Source organism: Mycobacterium sp. 20KCMC460 (genome assembly GCF_022179425.1).
GTDB lineage: Bacteria > Actinomycetota > Actinomycetes > Mycobacteriales > Mycobacteriaceae > Mycobacterium > Mycobacterium kiyosense.
In genome coordinates this window covers 4,501,744-4,525,610 of the sequence record NZ_AP025524.1, presented here as the reverse complement: position 1 = coordinate 4,525,610, position 23,867 = coordinate 4,501,744, and the positions used below count along the sequence as shown (strand labels likewise).

Genomic DNA, 23,867 nt, shown 5'->3' with positions numbered 1-23,867 from the left:
CGGCGGCCATCACCCGACCTTTTGACATCTGTCAGAAATCATTGACCCGCGTCAAAAACGGGTGTTAGCCTCCGGTGATGTTGCGTCCACGCACCGCGGTCATCGGCGCCGGCATCAGCGGCCTGACCGCCGGCAAAATGCTCAAGGATTACGGCGTTCCCTACACCACCTTCGAGTTGTCCGACCGAATCGGCGGCAACTGGGCGTTCGGCAACCCCAACGGACACAGCAGCGCCTACCGGTCGCTGCACATCGACACCTCGAAACATCGCTTGTCGTTCAAGGATTTTCCGATCCCCGAGGACTTCCCGTCGTTTCCGCATCACTCCGACATCAAGGCCTACCTGGACTCCTACGCCCAGGCATTCGGGCTGCTCGAGCACATCGAGTTCAATAACGGCGTAGTGCACGCGCGCAAAGTGGGTGCCGGCTGGGAGATCGAAGATCAGCGCGGTGCGACGCGCGAATTCGACCTGTTGGTGGTGGGCAACGGACACCACTGGGATCCCCGCCTGGCCGACTTCCCGGGTACCTTCACCGGGGAGTCGATCCATTCGCATCACTACATCGACCCGCACACCCCGCTGGAGCTCACCGGCAAGCGCATCCTGGTGGTGGGAATCGGCAACAGCGCCGCGGACATCGCCGTCGAATTGTCTTCCCGCACACTGCAGAACACCGTCACCCTGTCCACCCGGTCCAGCGCGTGGATTGTGCCGAAGTACCTCGCCGGCCAGCCCGGCGACCGCTTCTTCCGCACCACGCCCTATCTGCCGCTGTCCTGGCAGCGGAAACTGGCGCAGCTGATGGCCCCGATGCTGGGTATCGACCCGACCCTGTACGGTCTGCCGCCGGCCAACCACAAACTGTTCGAAGCCCACCCCACCCAGTCGGTCGAACTGCCGCTGCGGCTCGGGTCCGGTGATATCACGCCCAAGCCCAATGTGACCCGACTCGACGGTGACACAGTACATTTCGAAGACGGCTCCAGCGGTGTCTTCGACGTGATCGTGTACGCCACCGGCTACAACATCACCTTCCCGTTCTTCGACCCCGACTTCATCGACGCGCCCGACAACCAGATCCGGCTTTACAAGCGGATGTTCAAGCCCGGCGTGGACAACCTGGTGTTCATCGGCTTCGCCCAGGCCATTCCCACGCTGTTCCCGTTCGTGGAATGCCAGTCTCGGTTACTCGCCGCATACGCCGTCGGCCGCTACGCGCTGCCGTCCGTCGACGAGATGGAGCGGGTGATCGACGCCGACCAGCGCCTGTACACCGGGCATTGTGTCGACCGGCCGCGGCACACCCAGCAGGTCGACTACTTCTACTACGAGCACGACCTGCGGGCCCGCGAGATCCCGGCCGGCATGAAGCGTGCCGAAGCCCGTGCGGGGGCTGCGCTGTGACCCGGGCGCGCACCGACCGCCGTGCCCCGCAGCGTGGCGACCAGCGCCGCGAGGCCATCCTCGACGCGCTCGAAAAGACGCTGCAGGAGCACGATTTCGACGACGTGAACATCGCCGAGGTGGCTGCCCGCGCCGGGGTCACCCGGCCGGCCTTCTACTTCTACTTCGAGAGCAAGGCGTCGGCTGTCGCGGCGTTGATGGAGCGGATGGTCGACGACACCATGTTCGTCAACGACATCTTCACGATGAGCGACTGCCCGCCGCGGGAGCGGGTACGCGGCATGCTCGAGGGGTTGTTCGACACCTGGGAGCGGCATCGGTCGATGTTCAAGGCCGCCCTGCAAGCCCGCGGACACAGCGCGGCGGGTAGGCGGATGTGGGATGACGGGCGCGCCACGTTCGTCGAATCGGTGGCCGGCATGATCCGTGCCGAACGCGTCGCGGGTACCGCGCCGGAGGGAATCGACGCGACGATTCTGGCCACCGTTCTGCTGGAAGTCAACGACCGCATGCTGGAACGGATGACCTTGGGCGGCCCGCTGAACCGGACCGAACTGCTCGACGGTGCGGCGGCGATATGGCTGGGTGCGGTTTATGGAATCGTCGCGGAACCGACACGATGAGGAGTGCGAGATGTCCTATCAGGAACTGACATTCCGATCGCAGGACAGCATGTGCAGCGGTTGGCACTTTGCCGGCCGCGATGACGGTACGCCGGCCCGGCCGGTGGTGGTGATGGCGCACGGCTTCGGCGGCACCAAGGATTCCGGTCTGCAACCCTTCGCGGAGAAGTTCAGCGCCGCCGGCCTCGACGTGCTGGCGTTCGACTACCGTGGCTTCGGCACCTCCGAAGGCGCTCCGCGGCAGTCTATTTCGATCAAGCGACAGGAGCAGGACTACCAAGCAGCTGTCGCCTGCGCCAAGGCGCTGCCCGGAGTCGACCCGAACCGCGTTGTGCTCTGGGGTGTTTCGATGTCCGGCGGGCACGTGCTGCGGGTGGCCGCGGGTCGCGACGACGTCGTCGCGGTGATCGCCATGACACCGCTGACCGATCCGTTGGCCACCGGTGCTGCCGTGCTCAAACAGCACACCCTGGGTACGGCGCTGCGTACGACCGTCGACGGCGTGCGCAGTCGCTGGGCGGTAGCGCGCGGGCGCACCCCGGTGCTGATGAAACTGACCTCCCGACCCGGCGAACACGGCGCGCTGTCGCTGGACGGAGCGTACGAGAACTACCTCTCGATCGCCGGGCCGTCCTGGCGCAACGAAGTGGATTCCGGGGTGGGGTTCGAACTGGCCAAGGTCAAGACCAAAGCGGCCGCGAAGAGCCTGCGGGCGGCCCTGTTGATCCAAATCGCGGACTTCGACCGGTTCGTGCCGGCGTCCTCGATCGCCAAGACCGCCGTGCACGGCCGGGCGCAGGTGCACCACTACCCGTGCGATCACTTCGACGTGTGGCCCGGTCATGACTGGTTCGACCAAGCGTCCAACGACCAGATCGGCTTCCTGGCAAGAGCATTGGGGCCGGCGCAACTGCCGGTCTGAGCAGGCGTTCGACGGGTCGGTGGCACCGGTGGGCCGCATTGCAGAAAGCAGTACCGATAGGTATACAGTATGTACCAACCTATGACCGGTCATCCCCCGACGGTTGCCGCATGACGAAGGGACAGCCCCGATGACCACCGACGGCAGCGCGGTCGCCGAGCGGCCGATCGCGTCCAGCGAGCCGGTGCTCTACGAAGTCTCCGAATCCGGCGTCGCGGTGATCACCCTCAACCGTCCCGAGCGCCGCAATGCCTGGGGTGGGGGGATGACGGATCGGTTCTTCCGCTATGTCGAAACGGCCGAGGCGGACAGCAACGTCCGGGTCATCCTGCTGACCGGCAGCGGCGGTGCGTTCTGCGTCGGTGCGGACATGGGGGACCTGGATTCGATCTCGTCGACCACCATCGAGTCGGCCGGCAAGACGGATGTCCGTTCCCTGGTCGCCGAAAAGCATCCGTATTTCCTGACTCAGCTGCGCAAGCCGGTGATCACCGCGATCAACGGCTCGGTCGCCGGCATCGGACTGTCGCTGGCGCTGATGTCAGATGTCCGCTTTGCCGCTGCCGGGGCGAAGTTCACCACGTCGTTCGCGCGCCGGGGACTGGTCGCCGAGTACGGGATCTCGTGGATCCTGCCACGATTGGTCGGCTGGGGCGCGGCCATCGACCTGCTGCTGTCCGGGCGCACCTTCCTGGCCGAGGAGGCGCTCGAGCTGGGTCTGGTCAAAGAAGTGGTGCCGGGTGAGCAGTTGCTGGGTCGCGCCCTGTCCTACGCCGAGGACATCGCCCGCAACTGCGCGCCCAGCTCGCTGGCGGTGATGAAACAGCAGCTCTACGCCGACGCCGAGCTGCCGATCGTGCAGACCAGCGAGAAGGCCGAGCAGCTGATGCACGAATCGATGACCCGCAGCGATTTCATCGAGGGCATCACCGCGTTCTTCCAGAAGCGTGCGCCGAACTTTCCATCTCTGACCGCCCCGAAGATAGACGACAGCCCCGAAGATCACAGCCCCGAAGATTAGAGATTGCAGACTGAGAGGACGTCCACGATGACCACGTTGGACTACCGAGCGATTGACGTCGACAACCACTACTACGAACCGATCGACTCGTTCACCCGGTACCTGCCCAAGGAGTTCAAGCGCCGCGGTGTGCAGATGCTGCGGGACGGCAAGCGCACCTGGGCGGTGATCGGTGAGCGGATCAACCAGTTCATCCCGAACCCCACCTTCGACCCGATCATCGAGCCGGGCTGCCTGGATCTGTTGTTCCGCGGCGAGATCCCCGAAGGCGTCGACCCCGCCTCGCTGATGAAGGTGGACCGGCTGGAGAATCATCCCGAATACCAGAACCGGGACGCCCGGGTGAAGGTGATGGACACCCAGAACCTCGAGACCGTGTTCATGCTGCCGACCTTCGCCTGCGGCGTGGAGGAGGCCCTCAAGCACGACATTCCCGCGACGATGGCGTCGGTGCACGCCTTCAACGAGTGGCTCGACGACGACTGGGGCTTCGACCGTCCCGACCACCGGATCATCTCGGCGCCCATCATCTCGCTGGCCGATCCCGAAATGGCGGTCGGGGAAGTGGAATTCGTGCTCGGTAGGGGAGCGAAAATGGTGCTGGTGCGTCCCGCGCCGGTACCCGGGGTGGTCAAACCGCGTTCATTGGGCGACCCATTGCATGACCCGGTATGGGCGCGGCTGGCCGAAGCCGGTGTGCCGGTGGGCTTTCACCTGAGCGACAGCGGCTACCTGGCGATCAACGCGCTGTGGGGTGGCAAGGCGACTTTCGAAGGATTCGGCAAAAAGGATCCGTTGGACCAGGTGCTGCTCGACGACCGTGCGATCCACGACACCATGGCGTCGATGATCGTGCATCAGGTCTTCACCCGGCATCCCAAGCTGAAGGTCGCCAGCATCGAGAACGGCTCTTACTTCGTCTACCGGTTGATCAAGCGTCTCAAGAAGGCCGCCAACACCGCGCCCTATCACTTCAAGGAGGACCCGGTCGCGCAGCTGCGTAACAACGTCTGGATCGCACCGTATTACGAGGACGACGTGAAGCTGCTCGCCGAGACGATCGGGGTGGACAAGATCTTGTTCGGCTCGGACTGGCCGCACGGGGAGGGACTGGCCGACCCGATGGCGTTCACCGCCGACATACCGCAGTTCCCCGAGTTCAGCGCCGAGGATACCCGTAAAGTCATGCGCGACAACGCACTTGACCTGCTCGGTGCGAACGTGCCGGTGTCGGCGTAGCCGATGGGCGAATGGACGATCGGGGCGGTCCTCGACGCGGTCGCCGACGCAGTGCCCGATCGGCTGATGACGATCTGTGGCAGTCGCCGCAGTACCTTCGCGCAATCCGCGGACCGGACCCGCCGGCTGGCCAATTACCTGGCGGCCAACGGATTCGGCGTGCACACCGAGCGTGACCAGCTGGGCAACTGGGAGTGTGGTCAGGACCGGGTCGCGCTGATCATGCACAACGACCTGTATCCAGAAATGGTGATCGCGTGCCTCAAGGCGCGGGTGGTTCCGGTCAACGTGAATCACTACTACACCCCGCGCGAGGTTGCCGACCTGCTGGCCTACGTCAAGCCGCGCGGCGTCATCTATCACCGCGCGCTGGGCGCCAAGTTCGCCGACGTCCTGCCCGCGCTGTCCTGGGCAGGCACCGAACTGCTGATCTCGATCGACGACGGCAGCGAGCTGCCCGAGCTGTCCGGTGCTGTGCCACTCGAAGATGCACTGGCACAAGGTGATTCCGACCACCCAACGACGCCGCAGCCGGATGATCTGCTGATGATCTGCACCGGCGGCACGACCGGACGCCCCAAGGGGGTGCTGTGGCGCCAGGCCGACATCTATGTGTCCTCGATGAACGGTGCCGACCACGCGGAAGCCGCCGAAATCCACCAGCGCGTGCAACACGCCGGGGCGCCCTGGTTCGCGGTGTCCCCACTGATGCATGCGGCCGGCATGTGGACCGCCTTCTCGGCGATCCTGAACGGGCAGACCGTCGTGCTCTACGACACCCGCCAGAAGTTCGACCCGGCCGCGGTGCTGCAGATCGCCGAACGCGAGAAAGTGGGCCTGATGACGATGGTCGGTGACGCATACGCCGCGCCGATCGTCGAGGAACTCGGCCGGCGCCGCTACGACCTGTCCAGTCTGTTCGCCATCGGCACCGGCGGAGCGGCCACCAACGTCAAACACCAACGGGCGCTGCTGAAGTACCTGCCGCACATCACCGTGATCAACGGCTACGGATCTTCGGAGACCGGAAACATGGGATTCGGGCACAGCAAGCAGGACACCCAGGCCGACACCTTCACCATCCGGCCCGGCGGCCTGGTGCTGTCGGAGGACTACGCCCGCTTCCTGCGGCCGGGCGAACCACACGTCGGGTGGGTGGCCCGCACCGGCCGAATCCCGTTGGGCTACTTCGAGGACGAGGCCGCGACCGCAAAGACGTTCCCGGTGGTGCAGGGACAGCGGGTGGTGATCTCCGGTGACCGGGCCGCCGTCGACGCCGACGGCACGTTGCGGCTGTTCGGCCGCGATTCCCTGGTGGTCAACACCGGTGGCGAGAAGGTGTTCGTCGAGGAGGTCGAAGAGGTGCTGCGCGCCCATCCCGCCATCGCCGACGCGTTGGTCATCGGCCGCGACAGCGAACGCTGGGGGCAGGAGGTGGTGGCGCTCGTCGAGTTACGCGACGGGGCCGAGGCGCCCGAGGAAGAGCTGCGGGAGCACTGCAACGCCGAGCTGGCGCGATTCAAGACGCCGAAAGCCTTCATCGTGGTGGACAAGGTGCGCCGGCTGGGCAACGGCAAGGCCGACTACCGCTGGGCCCGACGACAGGCCACGGACACGGCAAGGATGCACCGATGACGCCGTCCGGACCCCGCCGAGTCATCGACTGCCTGGTCAACGTCCACTTCGGCGAGACCGAGACCCAACCGGAATTCATGAAGAGAGTCCGCGACGACTACTTCAAGGGCCCCAAGTCGATGTTCGACCCGGTGGAGCTTCCTGAGTTGCTCGACGAGATGGACCAGCACGGGGTGCGCAAGGCCATCCTGATGGACAACCTGGCCAAGCCTTCGGTCACCGCCCGCAAGTTCGTCGAAGCCCGCCCGGACCGCTTCGCGCTCGCCATGGGGGGCGTCAACCTGTTGCGCCCGGTGGCGTCGCTGCGCGAGTTGGCCGCCACGGTGGCCGACCTTCCGGTCGCCTATACCGTTGTGGGGCCCAGCTTCTGGGCAGACGGGCAATACCCGCCGAGTGACGCCGTCTACTACCCGCTGTATGCCAAATGCGCCGAGATCGGGCTGCCGCTCTGCGTCAACACCGGCATCCCGGGCCCACCGATCCCCGGCGAGGTACAGAACCCGATCCATCTGGACCGGGTGTGCGTGCGTTTCCCGGAACTCAAGTTGTGCATGATTCACGGTGCAGACCCGTGGTGGGAGATCGCGATCCGGATGCTGATCAAGTACCGCAACCTGCGGCTGATGACCTCAGCGTGGTCACCGAAGCGGTTGCCGGACAGCCTGATTCACTACATGCGCAGCCGCGGTGCCGAGAAGGTGATCTTCGCCTCGGACTGGCCGGTGCTGCGCCAGCACCGGGTGGTGCCGGAGGCCAACGCCCTGGACCTGCCCGCGGAAGTCCTGGACAACTACCTGTACAACAATGCCGACACATTCTTCTTCAACGCGGACGAGGATCAGGAGCCCTGATGGATCGCTACGAATTACGCCGAGTCGACTACAGCCTGACCGACGACCACAAGGCTCTTCAGTCCGCCTATCGGCAGCTGCTGGAAACCCACTGCCCGATCGAAACCGTCTGGGCAGCACAGGAAACCGGGTTCGACAAGAGCTTGTGGGAGCGATTGTGCGCGACCGGCGCGACGTCGATGGCGGTGGGGGAGGACTCGGGCGGCGACGGCGCGACGCTGGTGGATCTCGCACTGGTGGCCGAGGAATTGGGTCGGGCGCTGGCCCCGGTGCCGTGGATCGAGCACGTCTGCGCGGCGCGGCTGGCCGAACGGCTCGGCGTCGCCGAGGCCGATCTTGCCGACGTGGTCAAGGGCAGCCGCATCCTGGGACTCGACGTCGCGCCGGAATCGACCACCGGGTCAAGGCTTGTCGCCTCGGCGGCGATCGCCGACGCCCTGGTGGTCGCCGACGGCGACGAGGTGGTGCTCCTGACGTTTGCCACCAGACCGGCGCGGGTGCCCAATCTCGGGCAGCTGCCGATGGCCTGGGTGGACCCCGCGGCGGCGGATTCACGGACGGTGCTGGGTTCGGGTCCGGAGGCGCTTGCCGCCTACCGTCGGGCCTTCGACGAATGGCGGGTGCTGACCGCGGCCGCGCTGGCCGGACTGGTCGAGCAGACCATGACCATCGCCGCCGAATTCGCCAAGACCCGCTACACCCTGGGCGTCCCGATCTCGACACTGCAGGCGATCTCGCATCCGCTGGCCAACATGGCCATCACCGTGCAGGGCGGACGCAACCTGGCCCGGCGGGCCGCCTGGTTCCTGGACAACGAACCCGACGAGCGACCCGAACTGCCCGGCTGCGCCTTCGTCTTCATGGCCGAGGAGGCGCCCAAAGCGGCAACCATGGCGGTGCATATCCAGGGTGGACTCGGAGTTTCCGTGGAGGCTGCCGCGACGGCGTATCTGGTGCGGGCCCGTGGCTGGGCGCTGGCCGGTGGTGATCCGGGCCTCACCGCCAAACAGGTCGGACAACTCGTCGCCGAGCGGGAAAGCGCATAAGGCAATGGATTTCACCCGCGTCGAGCTTGACGAAGAAGATCAGGCTTTCCTGGCCGAAGTCCGCGCCTTTCTCGCCGAACACGTCACCGACGAGGTGCGTCGCCGCGACCGCGAGACCGGCGACAACTTCGACGAGGCCGTCCACCTGGCGATGGGCGCCGCCGGATACCTGGAGAAAGAGTGGAAGCCGTTGGCCGACGGCGGGTTCACCCGGGTACGACGGCGAATCTGGGAACTGGAGAAGCGCCGGGTGCACACACCCTGGGTCACCTGGGGCACCACCGCGATGGTGGCGCGCGCCGTGGCCGCGTTCGGCAAACCCGAGCTCGTCGAGGAAGTGATGCCCAAAGTCTTCACCGGCGAAGTCCGGATGTGCCTGGGCTACACCGAACCCGAGGGTGGTTCCGACGTGGCGACCTGCAAGACCCGGGCTGTCCGGGAGGCGGATGGATCGAGCTGGATCGTCAATGGCGCCAAGATGTTCACCACCGGCGCGCACAACTGCCAGTACGTCTTCCTGATCACCAACACCGACCCGAGCGCGCGGAAACACAAGAGCCTCACCATGTTTCTGGTTCCGCTGGATCTGCCGGGCATCGAGATCCAGGGCATCCGCACCGTCGACGGCGACCGGACCAACATCGTCTATTACAGTGACGTCCGGGTCGACGACAAGTACCTGCTGGGCGAGGTCAACGGCGGTTGGACCGTGCTGCGCGGGCCGTTGGACGCCGAACACGGCGCGGTCGCCGCCGCGTCGGACGGCCTGCAGGATGTCGCGATCATGCAGCACCAGACCGGGTTCATGTCGGCGGCCGTGGATGCCGTCGCGGCCTCGGTGGGCCGCCGCGGACCGGACGGGTCGCGGCGCATCGACGACGGATCGGTCGCCTACCGGCTGGGCCGCAGCACAGCCCGGTTGGAGGCGGCATTGTCGACTCCGAGCATCTTCGGTCGGGTCGCGCAGGCACAGACGATGCGCGACATCGGGCCCGACCTGATGGACATCGCCGGGCCGGCATCGGTGCTGCCGATCGAGACCGAAGGTGCAGCGGATAACGGAACATCGGAGTATCTCTACCGATTCGCCCCGCTGGCCGGGATCTACGGCGGCACACTGGAAGTGTTCCGCAACATGATCGCCCAGCATGTGCTCGGACTCGGCAAGCCGAACTACTCGCCGCCGGTGCAGAAGGTTTCCTGACCCGCGCCAGTCGGTCAACCGTGCAACGCCGGGGCGGCGTACGTGCCCGCGCGCTGCTGTTCCTCGCGGGCGCGGTGACGGGGATCGTCGCGGGCACCTGGTCGGTGGATACGCACTGGTGGTTCCGGCCTCGATCTGCGTGGCGGTGGCCGCGGCGAATGGGCTGTAGGGCTGCCCGATTCGGGTTCTCGCGCCGCGCCGTGGAGAATATGCGATAGCGCGGCGGACGGCCGCCGGTCTGGTCGAGGCTCAGGTGGTGAGCACGCACGCCGCCGCCGTGCCGGGCGCACCGTACAACTGGGTGAAACCGACTCTGGGCGCACCGGGTACCTGGCGGTCGCCGGCCTGGCCGCGCAGCTGTCGGACGACCTCGTGGATCTGGCGCAGCCCTGAGGCCCCGATCGGCTCGCCGTTGGCGATCAGACCACCGTCGGTGTTGACCGGCATCGGCCCGCCGATCTCGGTGGCGCCCTCGGCCAGCAGCTTCTCCTGGTCGCCGTGTGCGCAGAAACCGCACTCGGCCAGATGGATGATTTCGGCGCCGGCGTCGGTGTCCTGCAACTGGATCACGTCGACCTCGTCGGGGCCGACGCCGGCCTTCTCGAATGCGGCACGGGCGGCGTACACCGTGGGCGCCACGTCCTCTTCGACCGGGGCGAAGGTGGTGTTGACCTCGTAGGCGCCGTACCTGCGGGTGCGGACCTCGACAGCCTTGAGGTAGACCGGCTTGTCGGTGTAGCGGTGTGCCATTTCGGCGCGGCACATCACCACCGCGGCCGCGCCCTCGTCCGGCGCGCAGAACATGTACTGGGTGAGTGGGTAGTTCAGCATCGTCGAGTTGAGGATGTCCTCCTCGGAGATCGGCTTGCGCCGAAACGCATTCGGGTTGAGCGCGCCGTTGCGGAAGTTCTTGGCGGCCACGCGCGCCAGGGTGCGCTGAGAGATGCCGTGGTCGTGTAGGTACCGGTTGGCTTTCATACCGAAGAACTGGGTGGTGAGGTACTGACCGTTCTCGGCGTACCAGCGAGGCATCCCGACCAGCGCGGGATCCTCGGTGAACGCGCCGCGGGGGTGCTTGTCCAGACCGACGGCGATGCCGATGTCGTAGTCGCCCAACCTGATCCCGTCGGCACAGGCCTTGGCGGCACTGGCCGCGGTGGCGCAGGCGTTGAAGACGTTGGTGAACGGTATGCCGGACAGCCCGACCATCCCCACGATGGCGTCCGGGTTGGCCACCGTCCAACTGCCTCCGGTGGCCGCCTGGATGTCGCTCCACTGCACGCCGGCGTCCGCGACGGCGGCGACGATGGCCTCGACACCCATCTGCATTGCGGACTTCCCGTCGAACCGGCCGAAGGGGTGCAGACCCACGCCGACGATGGCCACATCATTCACGGAGCAACGCCTTCCGGTCGAGGTTCGGTGCATGCTGTACGGACAGACTTGTCTATACTACTGTAACCATTACCGTTGAGCGTTCCGAAGGTGCCGTCAGCAGGGAGGGGTCGCGCCCCGTGGGCAGGTTGGTGGAAGTCGCCGGTGTGTATCGGCCCGCGCCGGATCGGATTCGGGTCCGCAGAGCGAAAGTCATTGCTAGAAGGGCGATTTCATGACCACAGCCACGGTGGTGTTCGACCCGTTCTCTGAGGAGTTTTTCACCGACCCCTACCAGACCTACCGCCGGATGCGGGCGGAAGCGCCCGTCTACTACAGCGCGGAATACGACTTCTACGCACTGACGCGCCACGAAGACGTCGCGGCGGCGTTCAAGGATCACCAGACCTTCTCGTCGGCCTACGGCGTGGACCTCGCCCAGGTGCGCACCGGTCAGGTCGCCGAGCACGGGTCGATCATCGCAATGGATCCGCCGGCGCACCGGCGCATGCGGGGCCTGCTCAACAAGGTGTTCACCCCGCGCGCCATTCAGGCGTTCCGGCCACTGGTGACCGAGTCCGTCGACAAGCACCTCGCCGCGCTGAACCCGGACGGCTTCGACTTCGTCCAGGACTTCTCCGCGCTGTTCCCGGTCGATGTGATGACCACATTGCAGGGCGTACCCGAACCGGATCGCCAACAGATCCGGATCTGGATCGACGACCTGTTGCACCGCGAACCCGGCCAGGTCGAGGCCAGCGAGGGCGGCATCAAATCGGCCATCGACATGTCCATCTATTACTACCGGCTGATCAAGGCACGTCGTGAGGACCTGGGCGACGACCTGCTGAGCAAGCTGATCGAGTCCGAGATCGAGCGCGACGACGGCCAACTGGTGCCGCTGAACAATCTCGAGATCACGGAATTCGCAACATTGTTGGGTGGTGCGGGCGCCGAGACCGTGACCAAGTTGCTGGGCAATGCGGCAGTGGTGTTCGCACGAAACCCGGGCCAGTGGCAGAAACTGCTGGACGACCGCAGCAAGGTGCCGCTGGCGGTCGAGGAACTGTTGCGTTATGAGGCGCCATCGCAGTACAACGTGCGCCGTTCGATGCGCGAGGTCACGTTGCACGGGGTGACGATTCCGGCCGGCAAACCGGTGTTCCTGGTGGGCGCCTCGGCGAATCGGGATCCGCAAGCCTGGACCGACGCGGACACCTTCGAGCTGGACCGGGACCGCACCGAGGCGCAGAACCTGGGGCTCGGCTACGGGATTCACAGCTGCCTGGGCGCCGCCCTGGCCCGGTTGGAGAGCGTGATCGCGCTCGAGCGAATGCTGGATTTCATGCCGCACTACGAGGTCGACTGGGACGGCTGCAAGCGGGTGAACATGCAGAACGTGGCCGGGTGGAGCAACGTACCGGTGCGGGTGCTGCGCTAACCGGTGTCGCGGCGCCAGACCAGGGTGCTGTGTACGACGCGGCCTTTCGCGGAGGTTTGGGTCACCGACAGGGTCAACCGGTCCCCGTCGATCTTGGCGTGCCGAATCTGCGGCTGGCGCAACAACTCCGGCAGTGTCGAGATGACCACGTGGTGGCACACCGTCGCCGCGGCTTCGTCGACGTCGAACCTGCCGCCGTAGGAGACGAATTCGCCGTCGCCGCCGGGCGTCAACTGGGCCGACATGTGGCCGTCGGCGGTGTAGAGGATCAACCCGGACGGGTTGTCCCCGAACGGGTGCCGGACCTCGTCGGTGCCGTCATGACGGGACACGAACGATTCCAGCAGCCAGCCGCCCAGCAGCGCTTCAGCTAACCCACTCATCCGGTTGAACCTATCGAATCAATTACAGTAACGTCCACCCGCATGAGCGGAGTGCTGGCGTAGCGATGAATGACCAGTCCGGCGCCGCGATCAAAATCGATGGGGGCATCCCCATGGAACTGGCGCGCGTGCCCGCGGTCGCGGCCGAGCTGCAGCGTCGTGGCTATGACGGCGGATGGACCGGAGAGATCAACCACGATCCGTTCCTGCCCATGCTGCTCGCAGCCGAACACACCGCCACGATCGAGATAGGCACCAGCATTGCGGTGGCCTTCGCCCGTAACCCGATGATCGTCGCCAACGTCGCCTGGGACCTGCAGTCCTACTCCGGCGGCCGGTTCATCCTGGGGTTGGGCACCCAGATCCAGCCGCACATCGAGAAGCGGTTCAGCATGCCGTGGAGCCGGCCGGTGGCCAGGATGCGCGAGTTCATCGCGGCGGTCCGGGCGATCTGGGACTGCTGGCAGCACGGGACCCGGTTAAGCTTCGAAGGGGAGTTCTACACCCACAAGATCATGACGCCGATGTTCACCCCGGAACGCCTGACCTGTTCGGTGCCAAAGGTTTTCGTCTCCGCGGTCGGCGAGGCGATGACGCAGCTGTGCGGTGAGGTCACCGACGGTCTGATCGCCCACGCCTTCACCACCCGCCGGTATCTGGACGAGGTGACGCTGCCGGCGTTGCGGCGCGGAATCACGCGCGCCGGACGGGATCCCGGTGAGGTCGCGGTGGCGTGTCCGGTGTTCGTGGTGACGGGTCGAACCGAAGCCGAGATGGCCGCCGCGGCCGCCGGAGTGCGTAAGCAGATCGCCTTCTACGGGTCCACGCCGGCGTACCTGAAGGTGCTCGACCTGCACGGCTGGGCAGACCTGCACACCGAGCTACATCGGCTGTCCCGGCAGGGTGAATGGGATGCGATGGCCGAGTTGATCGACGACGACGTGCTGGACGCCTTCGCCGTCGTGGCACCTGTCGACGAACTGGCCGCCGCGCTGCGTGCTCGTTGCGTGGGCGCGGTGGACCGGGTGATGCCGGCACTGCCAGCGGCACTGCCCGCCGAAACGGTCATCTCGATCCTGCAGCAGATGCGCGCCGCCCCCGATACGCCGATCGCCGAACCTTCGGGCCGCTCAACGTCACGCTAGTGCAACGCTGGACGGTCGAGCGTCACGCCAGCGTGACGCTCGGCGTGAGCGGGTAAGCGGCGTAAGCGGTTAAGCGGGTAAGCGCGTGAGCGGGTTAAGCGGGCGCCGCGTCGCGCGACCGACCGGCCGGCTCACGGGTTGAGGGCCTGCTCCTTGGCCCAGCGGTAGTCCGCCTTGCCCGACGGGCTGCGCTGGATGACGTCGCGGAACACGATCGCCTTGGGAAGTTTGTAGCGCGCCAACGAATTTGCGGTGTGCGCGATCAACTCGTCGGCCTCGGCGCTGGCGCCTTCGGCCAGCGCGACGACGGCCACCACCTCCTGGCCCCAGCGCTCACTGGGCCGTCCGGCGACCACCACGTCGGCCACCGCGGGATGCGAGGCGATCGCGGTCTCGACCTCCTCGGCGAAGATCTTCTCGCCGCCGGAGTTGATGGTCACCGAGTCGCGGCCGAGCAGTTCGATGTTGCCCTCGTCGCGGTGCCGGGCCCGGTCGCCGGGGATGGCGTAGCGCACCCCATCGATGACCGGGAAGGTCGCGGCGGTCTTGGTGGCATCGCCCTTGTAACCCAGCGGCACGTAGCCGCGCTGCGCCAGCCAGCCGAGACCTTCGTGACCGGGCGCCAGGATCGAGGACAGGTCCTCGGCGGCCACGAAGGTGTCCGGCCCGGCGTTGAAGGTGCCGGTGGACACCGACCCGGACATGGACATGTGGTGCATCTGCGCGCCGGTCTCCGACGACCCGACACCGTCGATGATGATGGCGTTGGGCAGCACCTCGATCAGTCGCTGCTTGACGTAGGGCGTCAGCAGCGCCCCGCCGTTGGCGATCACGGCCAGCGACGACACATCGGCGATGCCCTTGTCGATGGCGGCGACCAGCGGCCGCGCGATCGCGTCGCCGACCACGGTGACCACCATGACCTTTTCCCGCTCGATGGTGCGGACCACGTCGTCGGCGTCCATCCGGTCGACCACCGTCGGGAACACCACCGACTGGCCGGTGGTGATCGCCGTCATCACACTCCACTGCGCGGCGCCGTGCATCAACGGCGGCAGCACCATCATCTTGGCGCCGGGGCCGGCGGTCACCCGCGCCACCACGTCCTCCACGGCGGCGACCGGCTGACCGGTGACCAGGTCACGGCCGCCGAAGGAGGTCATGAAGATGTCGGCCTGGCGCCACAGCACGCCCTTGGGCATCCCGGTGGTGCCGCCGGTGTAGAGGACGTAGAGGTCGTCGGGCGAGTGTTGCACCGGCGGCACCTCGGGGCTGGCCGATGCCAGTGCCTCTTCATAATCGACTGCGCCGTCCAGCAATTCGTTGCCGGAGTCGTCGGCGATCTGGATCAGGACCCGCAGCTGGGGCAGGTCGGGCAGGATCTCGGCGACCCGCGGCGCGAAGGTGGCGTGGTACACCAGCGCGGTGGCACCGGCGTCGGCCAGCAGGTACTGCAACTCGTTCTTGACATAGCGGAAGTTGACGTTGAACGGAGCCACCCGGGCGGCGAAGCAGCCGAGCAGCGTCTCGACGTACTCGCTGCCGTTGTAGGCGTAGATGCCGAGCAGGTCCTGTCCGGTCTCGTGCCCGGCGATGTCGGAGCGTTCGGTGTGGCAGCCCAGCCCGCGCGAATGCAGGTAGTTGGCCAGCCGGTTGGATCGCTCGAAGATCTGCGCATAGCTGAACCGCCGGTCGCCGTGGATGACCAGCTCCCGGTCGGGTATTGCGGCCACCACGGCGGCCATGACCTCCGGTACCGTGAATTGCGTTGTGCTGTCTGTCATTATCTCTCTCACGGCTGGTGGGGTAACAAGCGGACCATCAGCCCACGGGCTTCGGTCAGCACCGTTCCGTCGGCCGACGTCATGGTAGCCGCAATGAAAACCTTCCGGCCGTCGACGTCGCTGATCCTGCCGCGGGCGGTCAGTGGCTCGTCGATCGGGGTGATCTTGCGGTAGTCCACATGCAGGTAGGCGGTGCGGGTCGGGCGGATCTCGGCGGCGGTGACCACCATGCCGAACAGCCAGTCGTAGAGCAGCGGAATCATGCCCCCGTGCACGGCGTGATTACCGCCGACGTGGGCCTGTCTGAAGTGCCCGGCCATGGTCACCCCGTCGCGGCCGGACTCGGCGACCGTCCACGGCGGCAGCAGCGGATGTCCCAGACCGGGGATGGTGAGGACCCGGCCGGCCACGGCCTCGACCTCCGCAACCTGATGGCCGTCCAGCAGCGCACACGCCTGTTCGAGGTGTTCGGCGGCGGCGGTCCAGAGTGCGGGGTCCGGGCGGGTGGAGACGGTCAGATCCTGCAGCCGGTGCAGTGCGGCCACGTAGCGGTTCAGTTCCGGGGGCGCATCCTGGACCGGTCTGAGGTCGGGAAAGCCGCCGCGGCTCGGCGATGCGGTCTCGGTCATGCCGCCTGCCAGGTGTGCAGCAGGTCGTCGGTGGTGGTGATGGTGGCCAGCAGCGACAGGGTGTTGGCGATCATGGCTTCGCCGTATTCGGTGGGGATGCCGGCCACCGCGTCGCGGGGCAGCACCACCCGGTAAGCGGCGTTGACGGCGTCCATCACGAAGTTGGGGATCGCGATGTTGAGCGAAACGCCCACCACCACGACGGTGGACACGCCGAGGTTGCGCAGCACCGCGTCCAGGTCGGTGCCGCCCATCGGCCCGACGCCGTGCCAGCGGGCCAGCACCAGATCCGTTGGCTCCGGACCTAATTCGGGCAACAGTTTCGCGCCGGGGGTGCCGGGAGTGATGTCCACTTCGCCACGGTCCAGGGCGAAGATCTTGGCGTTGTGGTTGGATCCCAGCCCGTCCGGCCGCTTCTGCACCAGGCAGTGCACCACGTGCACGCCGGCGGCCCGCGCCGCCGGAAGCAGCCGGACGATATTGGGCAGCGCCACCCGGCGTGCCTCGGCGGCCAGCATCCCCAGCCCGGCGTCGGCGCCCATCACTGCGCCCTGGCATTCCTGGGTGACGACCGCGGTGCGCCCCGGCTCGACGAGGCCGACGAGCCGGCTCGTCATGCCGGAGCCCCGACGCCGGCCGGGACATCGTAGAACTGTGTCGCCCATTTCCGCAGCGCCATATAGCCTTTCGCGTCCACCTTGGACAGCGGCGGACGCTCCACGTACTTCTGGTAGCGCCAGATCTGCAGGTCGTCGAAAACGGTTGACAGGAACTGCTTTTCGATCAGCTCGCGTAGCTTGCCCTCGGGCACCGGGGCCTCGTCGCCCGGCACCCGCGGCCACCAGATCGAGTAGAACAGGTCCGAACACTGGTCGTCGACCGGCGTGCAGGTGAAGATCAGCCGGTGGTTCTGGGCGCCCTCGAACACGCTGATAGCGCCGCCGAGCCCGAACAGGTGGCTGTGGAACACCAGCGCCAAATCGTCGGGATCGTCGCTGCGTGCGTCCGGCCAGCCGGCGGTGAACTGCCATTCGTGGTCGACGATGCGCCAGTCCAGCACCCGCGGCGTCACGGTCGCGTGGTGCACGTATTCGAAATGCGCGCTGTCCGGTGCGTTTTCGGCCACGATCTGCGGATGCACCGGCTCGCGTTCGGCGCGCCGGGAGAACTCCGGGTAGGCCCGGTAGTAGGCCGACGGGTCCGTCTCGAACTGCGGGAACTTGGTGAAGATGTCGGGCATCTCCCACTGCGGTTCCTTACCGTCGGGGTGGTGCCAGACGAATACGCAGTCGTACTGTTCGTGGACGGGATATGCCCGCAGCGTCAGCGCCTTGTTGGGGCGGTCCGGCTGGTAGGGGATGTACCGGTTGGTGCCGTCCGGCCCCCAGCGCCACCCGTGGAACGGGCATTGCACGCAGTCGCCGATCACCGTGCCGCCGTGACCGAGGTGGGCACCGAGGTGCTTGCAGTGAGCTTCCAGCACGTGCAGCGTGCCGGCCTCGTCGCGGTAAGCGACCAGGTCTTCGCCGAAGTACTGCAACGGGCGCACCTCGCCGACCGGGAATTCGGGCGACCACCCGACCATGAACCACCCGGTGACTTTCCAGGTGAAAGGGACCTTCACGGCGGCACCTTTCGCGTGTGGGCTGATACTTAATCCATTACAGTATAGATTTCAGCTGGACGGCAACTGACAGACCGTCCGGTGTGGGCGAGGAGTGACATGACCGCAGCGGCGGACGAACTCGAGGCGATACGCCGGCTCACCGCCGGGACCACAGTGCGGGTTTTCGGTGGATCCTGACTGCGACGTTCTCGACGTACTCGTCATCGGGGCCGGATTCGCCGGCCTGTACATGCTGCACCGGCTGCGCGAACTCGGGCTGCGCACCCTGGTTCTGGAGATGGCCGACAGTGTCGGTGGCACCTGGCTGGTGAACCGCTACCCGGGTGCGCGCTGCGACATCGAGAGCATCGAATACTCCTACAGCTTCTCCGAAGATATTCAGCAGGAGTGGGTATGGACCGAGTCCATGCCGGCCCAGCCCGAGATCGAGGCCTACCTGAACTTCGTCGCCGACCGCCTGGACCTGCGCCGCGACATCACCTTCGGCGCCCAGGTGGTCGCGATGACCTTCGACGAAGACGCCGCGGTTTGGCAGGTGCGGACGCAGGCCGGACAGACCTACACCGCCGCGTTCGTCGTGGCCGCCTCCGGCATCCTGTCGGTGCCGCTGGAACCCGACATCCCCGGCCGGGAGTCGTTCGCCGGGACATCGCTGTACACCAGCCGCTGGCCACGCGAGGGTTTCGAGCTGAGCGGAAAGCGGGTCGGTGTGATCGGGACCGGCTCCACCGGCGTCCAGCTCATCCCGGTGGTGGCCCGGGAAGCTCAGCAGCTCGTCGTGTTCCAGCGTTCGGCCCCCTACACCCTGCCGTGGCGGGTGCACCGGTTCGAACCGGGCGAACTCGACGCGATGAAGGCCCGCTACGGCGAGATACGCGCCGCGCAACGCGAGCACCCGATCGGCGCGGCCCGGCTGAGCGCGTTCTCGGTGCTGTTGGAGATGCTGGCCAGCCCGGCGCTGAAGACGGCGACCCGGGACGAGCAACTACGCGCAATCGAGGAGAAAGGCGTTCTGGGAGCATTGAATTGGAGCGACGTCTTCTTCGATATCGAGGCCAACCGGATGGCCGCGGAGCTCTACGGCGAAGCGGTCGCGCGAATTGTCAAGGATCCGGCGACGGCGGCCGCGCTGGTACCTCGGCACCCGTTCGCCTGCAAGCGTCCGATCATCGACCAGGGCTATTACCAGACGTTCAACCGGGACAACGTCACCCTGGTCGACCTGCGCGCCGACCCGATCCGAACGGTCACCCGAACCGGCATCCGCACCCAGCGCAACGAGTACCAACTCGACGTGATCGTCTACGCCACCGGATTCGACGCGATGACCGGGGCGTTGAGCCGCATCGACATCCGCGGCCGCGACGGGATGTCCCTGGGCCGGTATTGGGCCGAGGAGGGACCGTTGTCGTATCTGGGTTTGGCGGTCGCCGGCTTCCCGAACCTGTTCACCATCCAGGGGCCCGGCAGCCCCAGCGCAGCGACCAACTACGTGGCCGCCCTCGAGCAACACGTCGAATGGATAGCCGACTGCGTTGCTTATCTGCGCGGCAACGGGATTCGCACCATCGAAGCCCTCGAGAGCGCACAACGGGAATGGATCGACCACGCCACCTCGCTGGTGGCGGCGACGGTCCTGGTCCATCCGTCCTGCAACTCTTGGTACAACGGTGGCAACGTACCCGGCAAGAAACGGATGTACATGGGCTATACCGGCGGAATCCCCGAATACCGGCGACGCTGCGACGAGATCGCCGCCACCGGCTATACCGGTTTCAAGCTGAGGTAGGTGATCGATCGTGTCGTTTGCTACCCGCGGGCTGGGCGTCACCCGGGAGGTGGGCATGCTGCTGCCGCGGACCGTGGCCGGGGTGCGGGCCGGTTCCCAGGCCGACGGGCCAGGCCCGTGCGGAGTGCGTCAATTCGGTGAAGTGCTGCTGGATGAGCTGGTGCTGACCGGCTTTTCGGTACTCGGCGGTGGTGGCCCGGTGACTGTCCGGTCGCCGGCGGCGTGCGTGGCGGCCGCCGAGGAGTTGTCGGCGCTCGGTCTGGACGGCGCGTACGCGGATCCCGCCCCGCTGCGGGTGCACGGCATCCGACGGCGGCGCATCGGCGGCTTGTCCTACGAGCGCATGACGTTCGAGCACGATCCGCAGTTGCCCGAGTCACTGCTGGATGAAGGGTTCGGCGGCCCGTCGCGGGCGGTGGTGCACCTGTGCCGGCACCGGGACCGTCCGCGGCCTTGGCTGATCTGGATCCACGGTGCCGGTCAGGGCGGCGCGCAAGACATGCTGATGTCGCGGATCGACCGGATCCATCACGGCCTGGGATTCAACGTCGCGATGCCGGTGCAGCCGGGCCACGGCAGCCGGCGCAAGTACTGGCCGACCTACCCGGACATGGATCCACTGGGCAACGTCGCCGGCATGATGCGTTCGGTGTCGGAGATCCGCGCTGTGGTCCGCTGGGCGCAGCGGCAGGGCACCCCGGTTGTGGTAGCGGGAGTTTCGATGGGCAGCCCGGTGGCCGCCCTGGTCTCGCATCTGGAGCGGCAGGTGCACGCCGTCGCGCTGTACACGCCGATCCTCGGGCTGAACACGATGATCGCGCGCCACCTCGGCAGGTCGGGCGCCTCGCACAGCGACTACCGCACGCTGCTGCGGTCCGACGTGGTGGCCCAACTGACCACGGTGATCGACCCGCTGCAGGCCGACCCGGCGCCCCCGCCGCACCGACGGCTGATCATCGGCGCGCGTCACGACCGGATGGCGATGCTGGAGCCGACGCTGGCACTGCAGCAGAAGTGGGGCGGCCAGCTGTACTGGTATGCCGGCGGCCACGTCAGTCACGTATTCTCCCGCCGGGTCCTGGCTGTCTCGGAGCGGTTCCTGCGCGAGGTCAGCGAGGACGCCGCGCTCCGGGTGGCCGAATGACGATGACTAGCAAGGAGTTCGGAATTGGCTGAACGCGTTCTCGACGAGCTGGGCTACTACCTGCTGGCCGGCGCCGGAGGTGAGGGACCGGCCACGCTGATGGACGAGGCGCGCCGTGGCGAGGCGCTCGGCTTCGGTACCGCGTTCATCTCCGAACGCTGGAACGTCAAGGAGGCGTCGTCCCTCGTCGGCGCCGCCTGCGCGGTGACCAACCGGATGCAGATCGCCACCGCCGCAACCAATCACAACACCCGCCATCCCTTGATCACCGGCTCCTGGGCCACCACCATGCACCGGCTCTCCGGAGGCCGGTTCACGCTGGGCATCGGCCGCGGCATCGCCGCGATCTACGGGGCATTCGGCATCCCGGCGGTGACCACCGCCCAGATGGAGGACTGGGCCAACGTGATGCGCCGGCTGTGGCACGGCGAGCTGATCTTCAACCACGACGGGCCGATGGGCAAGTATCCCGTGCTGTTCCTCGACCCCGACTTCGACGAGGACATCCGACTGGCCCTGGTCGCGTTCGGGCCCAACACGCTGGCACTGGGCGGCCGCGCCTTCGACGACGTCATCCTGCACACCTACTTCACGCCTGAAACGCTGCAGCGCTGCGTGGCAACGGTCAAGACGGCCGCGGAGAAAGCCGGTCGCGACCCCGACAGCGTGCGGGTGTGGTCGTGTTTCGCCACCGTCGGCGACCACCTGCCCGAGCAGTTGCGGCTGAAGAAGACGGTGGCGCGACTGGCCACCTACCTGCAGGGCTACGGGGACCTGCTGGTCAGCACCAACGGCTGGGATCCCGCTGTGCTGCAACGGTTCCGGGAAGACTCGGTGGTGACGTCGATCGCCGGCGGCATCGACCACAAGGCCACGCCCGAGCAGATCGAGCACATCGCGACGCTGATCCCCGACGAATGGCTGGAACCGTCGGCCACCGGATCGGCGCAGCAGTGCGTGGACCGGATCCGGCGCGAGTTCGACTACGGGGCGGACGCGGTGATCCTGCACGGTGCCACCCCCGACGAGCTCGAACCCGTCGTGGCCGCCTACCGGACGTAGCGCGAGCGTCTGCTCGCGGCAGGGGACTACGGCAGGATGACGGTGCGCGTCACCGGTTCGGCGGCGGCCTGCCGGGCGGACAGGCCGCGCTGCAGAGCGGCCAGCAGCGCATCCCGCGTCTCGCGTGGATCGATCAGCTCGTCGAACCCCATCCCCTCGGCCGACCGGTAGGACGCCTCCAACTCCGCTTTACGCAGCCGCGCGGCCAGATCCTCACCGGCGTGGGAAGCCCGGCTGAGCGCCGCGGCGCTCATGGCCCCCATGGTGGCCCCCGGATAGGCGAACGTCGCGGTCTGATGATCGAAGCTGAGCAGCGACATGACCATGGACCCGAAGCCGTAGGCCTTGCGCAGCGTCACATGCAACTTGATCGTGGTCGCAGCGGTCTGTGCGGCGAACATCCTTGCACCGCTACGTAATACGCCCTGTCGCTCGGAGCGGCTGCCCGGCAGCATGCCCGGGTTGTCGGCCAGGAAGACCAGGGGCAGATGGAAGGAGTCGGCCACCATGATGAAATGCGCCGCCTTGTCGGCCGCGTCGGAGTCGATGGACCCGGCCAGCACCTGCGGCTGGTTGGCCACCACGGCGACCGGGTGGCCGCCCAGATGCGCCAGGGCGCAGATGATGGCCTTGCCGAAGGACGGCTGGACCTCGAACCAGTCCGGGCGGTCGAACACCACGTCGAGCACCTGCCGCATGTCGTAGACGCGGCGGTTGTCGCGGGAGACGATGCCCAGCAGCTCCGGCGTCGGGCGCGGCCCCGCGGTGTGATCCGGCTCCCGCGACGGCGGGTAGGACCATGCGCTGGCCGGAAAATAGGACAGATAGCGGCGGATCTCGTCGAGCACCGACTCGTCGTCCTCGCCGACGTTGTGGATCACTCCGCTGGGCAGGGCGACGTCCGGTCCGCCCAGGTCGTGCTTCGAAATCTCTTCGCCCGTCGACTCTTTGACCACCGGCGGGCCAGCGGTGAAGATGGTGCCGTTGCGGCTCATGATCCGGAAGTCGCACACCGGCGCGACCAGGGCGCCGTGTCCGGCCGACGGTCCCAGCACCGCGGCGACGGTGGGCACCCGACCCGAGCACCGGGTCTGGGCGAGTAGATCGGTGGGCGAGCGTCCGTAGTGGCCACCGGTCGGGCGGAAGCCGGCGCCGTCGAGCAACATCACCAGCGGAACCTTGTTGCGCACCGCCAATTCGGCGATCCGGTAGCGCTTGGAATTGCCGCCCGGACCGATGCTGCCGGCCAGCGTGGTGAAGTCTTCGGCGCCCACCAGCACCGGCTCGCCGTTGATCAGCCCGGAGCCGGTGACGATCGCGTCGGCGGCGACCTCACCGCCGACCAGGGTGCCGATCTCGCGGAACGTCCCCGGATCGAGCAGATGCGCGATCCGGCCACGGGCGTCCAATTTGCCCTTGCCCCGGTGCTTGTCGAGCCGCTCCGGGCCGCCCATGCCCCGGGAATGCCGGCGGCGCCGGTCGAGGTCGTCGAGGGTTTCTTCCCAGTCCTCGGGCTTGCCCATCGTCGTCCTCGTCCTC

The 23,867-nt window shown here is 66.9% G+C and carries 21 protein-coding genes; 14 read left to right on the top strand and 7 right to left on the bottom strand.

Annotation, left to right across the window (positions count from 1 at the left end; genetic code table 11):
• Window positions 1-77: 77 nt before the first annotated feature.
• The 9 genes from MKCMC460_RS20845 to MKCMC460_RS20805 all read left to right on the top strand — a co-directional run bounded on the left by MKCMC460_RS20845 (window position 78) and on the right by MKCMC460_RS20805 (window position 9,950).
• Entirely contained in the window at window positions 78-1,409 is a 1,332-nt protein-coding gene (locus MKCMC460_RS20845) for an NAD(P)/FAD-dependent oxidoreductase (RefSeq protein ID WP_236976786.1), read from the top strand.
• Window positions 1,406-2,032 carry a TetR/AcrR family transcriptional regulator gene (locus MKCMC460_RS20840; RefSeq protein ID WP_236976785.1) on the top strand — a complete coding sequence of 209 codons (627 nt, stop codon included), beginning with the start codon at window positions 1,406-1,408 and terminating at the stop codon, window positions 2,030-2,032. Before MKCMC460_RS20845 ends, MKCMC460_RS20840 begins: the two co-directional genes overlap by 4 nt.
• 10 nt (window positions 2,033-2,042) lie before the next feature.
• Window positions 2,043-2,954 carry an alpha/beta hydrolase gene (locus MKCMC460_RS20835; RefSeq protein ID WP_236976784.1) on the top strand — a complete coding sequence of 304 codons (912 nt, stop codon included), beginning with the start codon at window positions 2,043-2,045 and terminating at the stop codon, window positions 2,952-2,954.
• 130 nt (window positions 2,955-3,084) lie between these two features.
• Entirely contained in the window at window positions 3,085-3,975 is an 891-nt protein-coding gene (locus tag MKCMC460_RS20830) for an enoyl-CoA hydratase (RefSeq protein WP_236976783.1), read from the top strand.
• A gap of 27 nt (window positions 3,976-4,002) precedes the next feature.
• Entirely contained in the window at window positions 4,003-5,214 is a 1,212-nt protein-coding gene (locus tag MKCMC460_RS20825; RefSeq protein WP_236976782.1) for an amidohydrolase family protein, read from the top strand.
• A 3-nt stretch (window positions 5,215-5,217) separates the two neighbouring features.
• Window positions 5,218-6,849, top strand: a complete 1,632-nt coding sequence (locus tag MKCMC460_RS20820) for an acyl-CoA synthetase (RefSeq protein WP_238304756.1) — start codon at window positions 5,218-5,220, stop codon at window positions 6,847-6,849.
• Window positions 6,846-7,700, top strand: coding sequence for an amidohydrolase family protein (locus tag MKCMC460_RS20815; protein WP_236976781.1), 855 nt, complete (start codon window positions 6,846-6,848; stop codon window positions 7,698-7,700). Before MKCMC460_RS20820 ends, MKCMC460_RS20815 begins: the two co-directional genes overlap by 4 nt.
• Window positions 7,700-8,746, top strand: a complete 1,047-nt coding sequence (locus MKCMC460_RS20810) for an acyl-CoA dehydrogenase family protein (RefSeq protein ID WP_236976779.1) — start codon at window positions 7,700-7,702, stop codon at window positions 8,744-8,746. The genes MKCMC460_RS20815 and MKCMC460_RS20810 overlap by 1 nt, the downstream gene beginning before the upstream one ends.
• Window positions 8,747-8,750: 4 nt before the next feature.
• Window positions 8,751-9,950, top strand: coding sequence for an acyl-CoA dehydrogenase family protein (locus tag MKCMC460_RS20805; RefSeq protein WP_236976777.1), 1,200 nt, complete (start codon window positions 8,751-8,753; stop codon window positions 9,948-9,950).
• Window positions 9,951-10,199: 249 nt separating this feature from the next.
• Here MKCMC460_RS20805 and MKCMC460_RS20800 read toward each other — a convergent pair whose 3' ends face one another.
• Window positions 10,200-11,345 carry a thiolase family protein gene (locus MKCMC460_RS20800; protein ID WP_236976775.1) on the bottom strand — a complete coding sequence of 382 codons (1,146 nt, stop codon included), beginning with the start codon at window positions 11,343-11,345 and terminating at the stop codon, window positions 10,200-10,202.
• A gap of 214 nt (window positions 11,346-11,559) precedes the next feature.
• Between MKCMC460_RS20800 and MKCMC460_RS20795 the strand changes: the two genes are divergently transcribed.
• The gene (locus MKCMC460_RS20795) at window positions 11,560-12,765 is read left to right on the top strand and encodes a cytochrome P450 (RefSeq protein WP_236976774.1); all 1,206 of its coding nucleotides are present in this window, start codon (window positions 11,560-11,562) and stop codon (window positions 12,763-12,765) included.
• On the opposite strand, the gene MKCMC460_RS20790 is transcribed toward MKCMC460_RS20795, so the two are convergent.
• Complete coding sequence (locus MKCMC460_RS20790; RefSeq protein ID WP_236976773.1) at window positions 12,762-13,148, bottom strand: lipocalin-like domain-containing protein; 387 nt, start codon at window positions 13,146-13,148, stop codon at window positions 12,762-12,764. The genes MKCMC460_RS20795 and MKCMC460_RS20790 overlap by 4 nt on opposite strands.
• 65 nt (window positions 13,149-13,213) lie before the next feature.
• Here MKCMC460_RS20790 and MKCMC460_RS20785 point away from each other — a divergent pair, with 65 nt between their 5' ends.
• Window positions 13,214-14,293, top strand: coding sequence for an LLM class F420-dependent oxidoreductase (locus MKCMC460_RS20785; RefSeq protein ID WP_236976772.1), 1,080 nt, complete (start codon window positions 13,214-13,216; stop codon window positions 14,291-14,293).
• A gap of 131 nt (window positions 14,294-14,424) precedes the next feature.
• On the opposite strand, the gene MKCMC460_RS20780 is transcribed toward MKCMC460_RS20785, so the two are convergent.
• Genes MKCMC460_RS20780 through MKCMC460_RS20765 form a run of 4 tightly spaced genes read right to left on the bottom strand, consistent with a single transcriptional unit; the run spans window position 14,425 to window position 18,330 of the window.
• Window positions 14,425-16,077, bottom strand: a complete 1,653-nt coding sequence (locus tag MKCMC460_RS20780) for an acyl-CoA synthetase (protein WP_236976771.1) — start codon at window positions 16,075-16,077, stop codon at window positions 14,425-14,427.
• Window positions 16,078-16,085: 8 nt separating this feature from the next.
• A complete protein-coding gene (locus MKCMC460_RS20775) occupies window positions 16,086-16,706 on the bottom strand; it encodes a PaaI family thioesterase (RefSeq protein ID WP_236976770.1) in 621 nt (206 codons plus the stop codon).
• Complete coding sequence (locus MKCMC460_RS20770; RefSeq protein WP_236976769.1) at window positions 16,703-17,323, bottom strand: cysteine hydrolase; 621 nt, start codon at window positions 17,321-17,323, stop codon at window positions 16,703-16,705. Before MKCMC460_RS20770 ends, MKCMC460_RS20775 begins: the two co-directional genes overlap by 4 nt.
• Window positions 17,320-18,330 carry a Rieske 2Fe-2S domain-containing protein gene (locus MKCMC460_RS20765; RefSeq protein ID WP_236976767.1) on the bottom strand — a complete coding sequence of 337 codons (1,011 nt, stop codon included), beginning with the start codon at window positions 18,328-18,330 and terminating at the stop codon, window positions 17,320-17,322. The genes MKCMC460_RS20770 and MKCMC460_RS20765 overlap by 4 nt, the downstream gene beginning before the upstream one ends.
• A gap of 169 nt (window positions 18,331-18,499) precedes the next feature.
• Between MKCMC460_RS20765 and MKCMC460_RS20760 the strand changes: the two genes are divergently transcribed.
• From MKCMC460_RS20760 to MKCMC460_RS20750, 3 genes are read left to right on the top strand one after another with little or no spacing between them, the layout of a single operon-like run.
• Window positions 18,500-20,122 carry an NAD(P)/FAD-dependent oxidoreductase gene (locus MKCMC460_RS20760; protein WP_255730771.1) on the top strand — a complete coding sequence of 541 codons (1,623 nt, stop codon included), beginning with the start codon at window positions 18,500-18,502 and terminating at the stop codon, window positions 20,120-20,122.
• A 10-nt stretch (window positions 20,123-20,132) separates the two neighbouring features.
• Window positions 20,133-21,266, top strand: a complete 1,134-nt coding sequence (locus tag MKCMC460_RS20755; RefSeq protein WP_370652920.1) for a PHB depolymerase family esterase — start codon at window positions 20,133-20,135, stop codon at window positions 21,264-21,266.
• 24 nt (window positions 21,267-21,290) lie between these two features.
• On the top strand, window positions 21,291-22,328 hold the full coding sequence (locus MKCMC460_RS20750) for a TIGR03857 family LLM class F420-dependent oxidoreductase (RefSeq protein WP_236976765.1): 1,038 nt from the start codon (window positions 21,291-21,293) through the stop codon (window positions 22,326-22,328).
• Window positions 22,329-22,354: 26 nt separating this feature from the next.
• Here MKCMC460_RS20750 and MKCMC460_RS20745 read toward each other — a convergent pair whose 3' ends face one another.
• The gene (locus tag MKCMC460_RS20745) at window positions 22,355-23,851 is read right to left on the bottom strand and encodes an acyl-CoA carboxylase subunit beta (RefSeq protein WP_236976764.1); all 1,497 of its coding nucleotides are present in this window, start codon (window positions 23,849-23,851) and stop codon (window positions 22,355-22,357) included.
• Window positions 23,852-23,867: the final 16 nt, after the last annotated feature.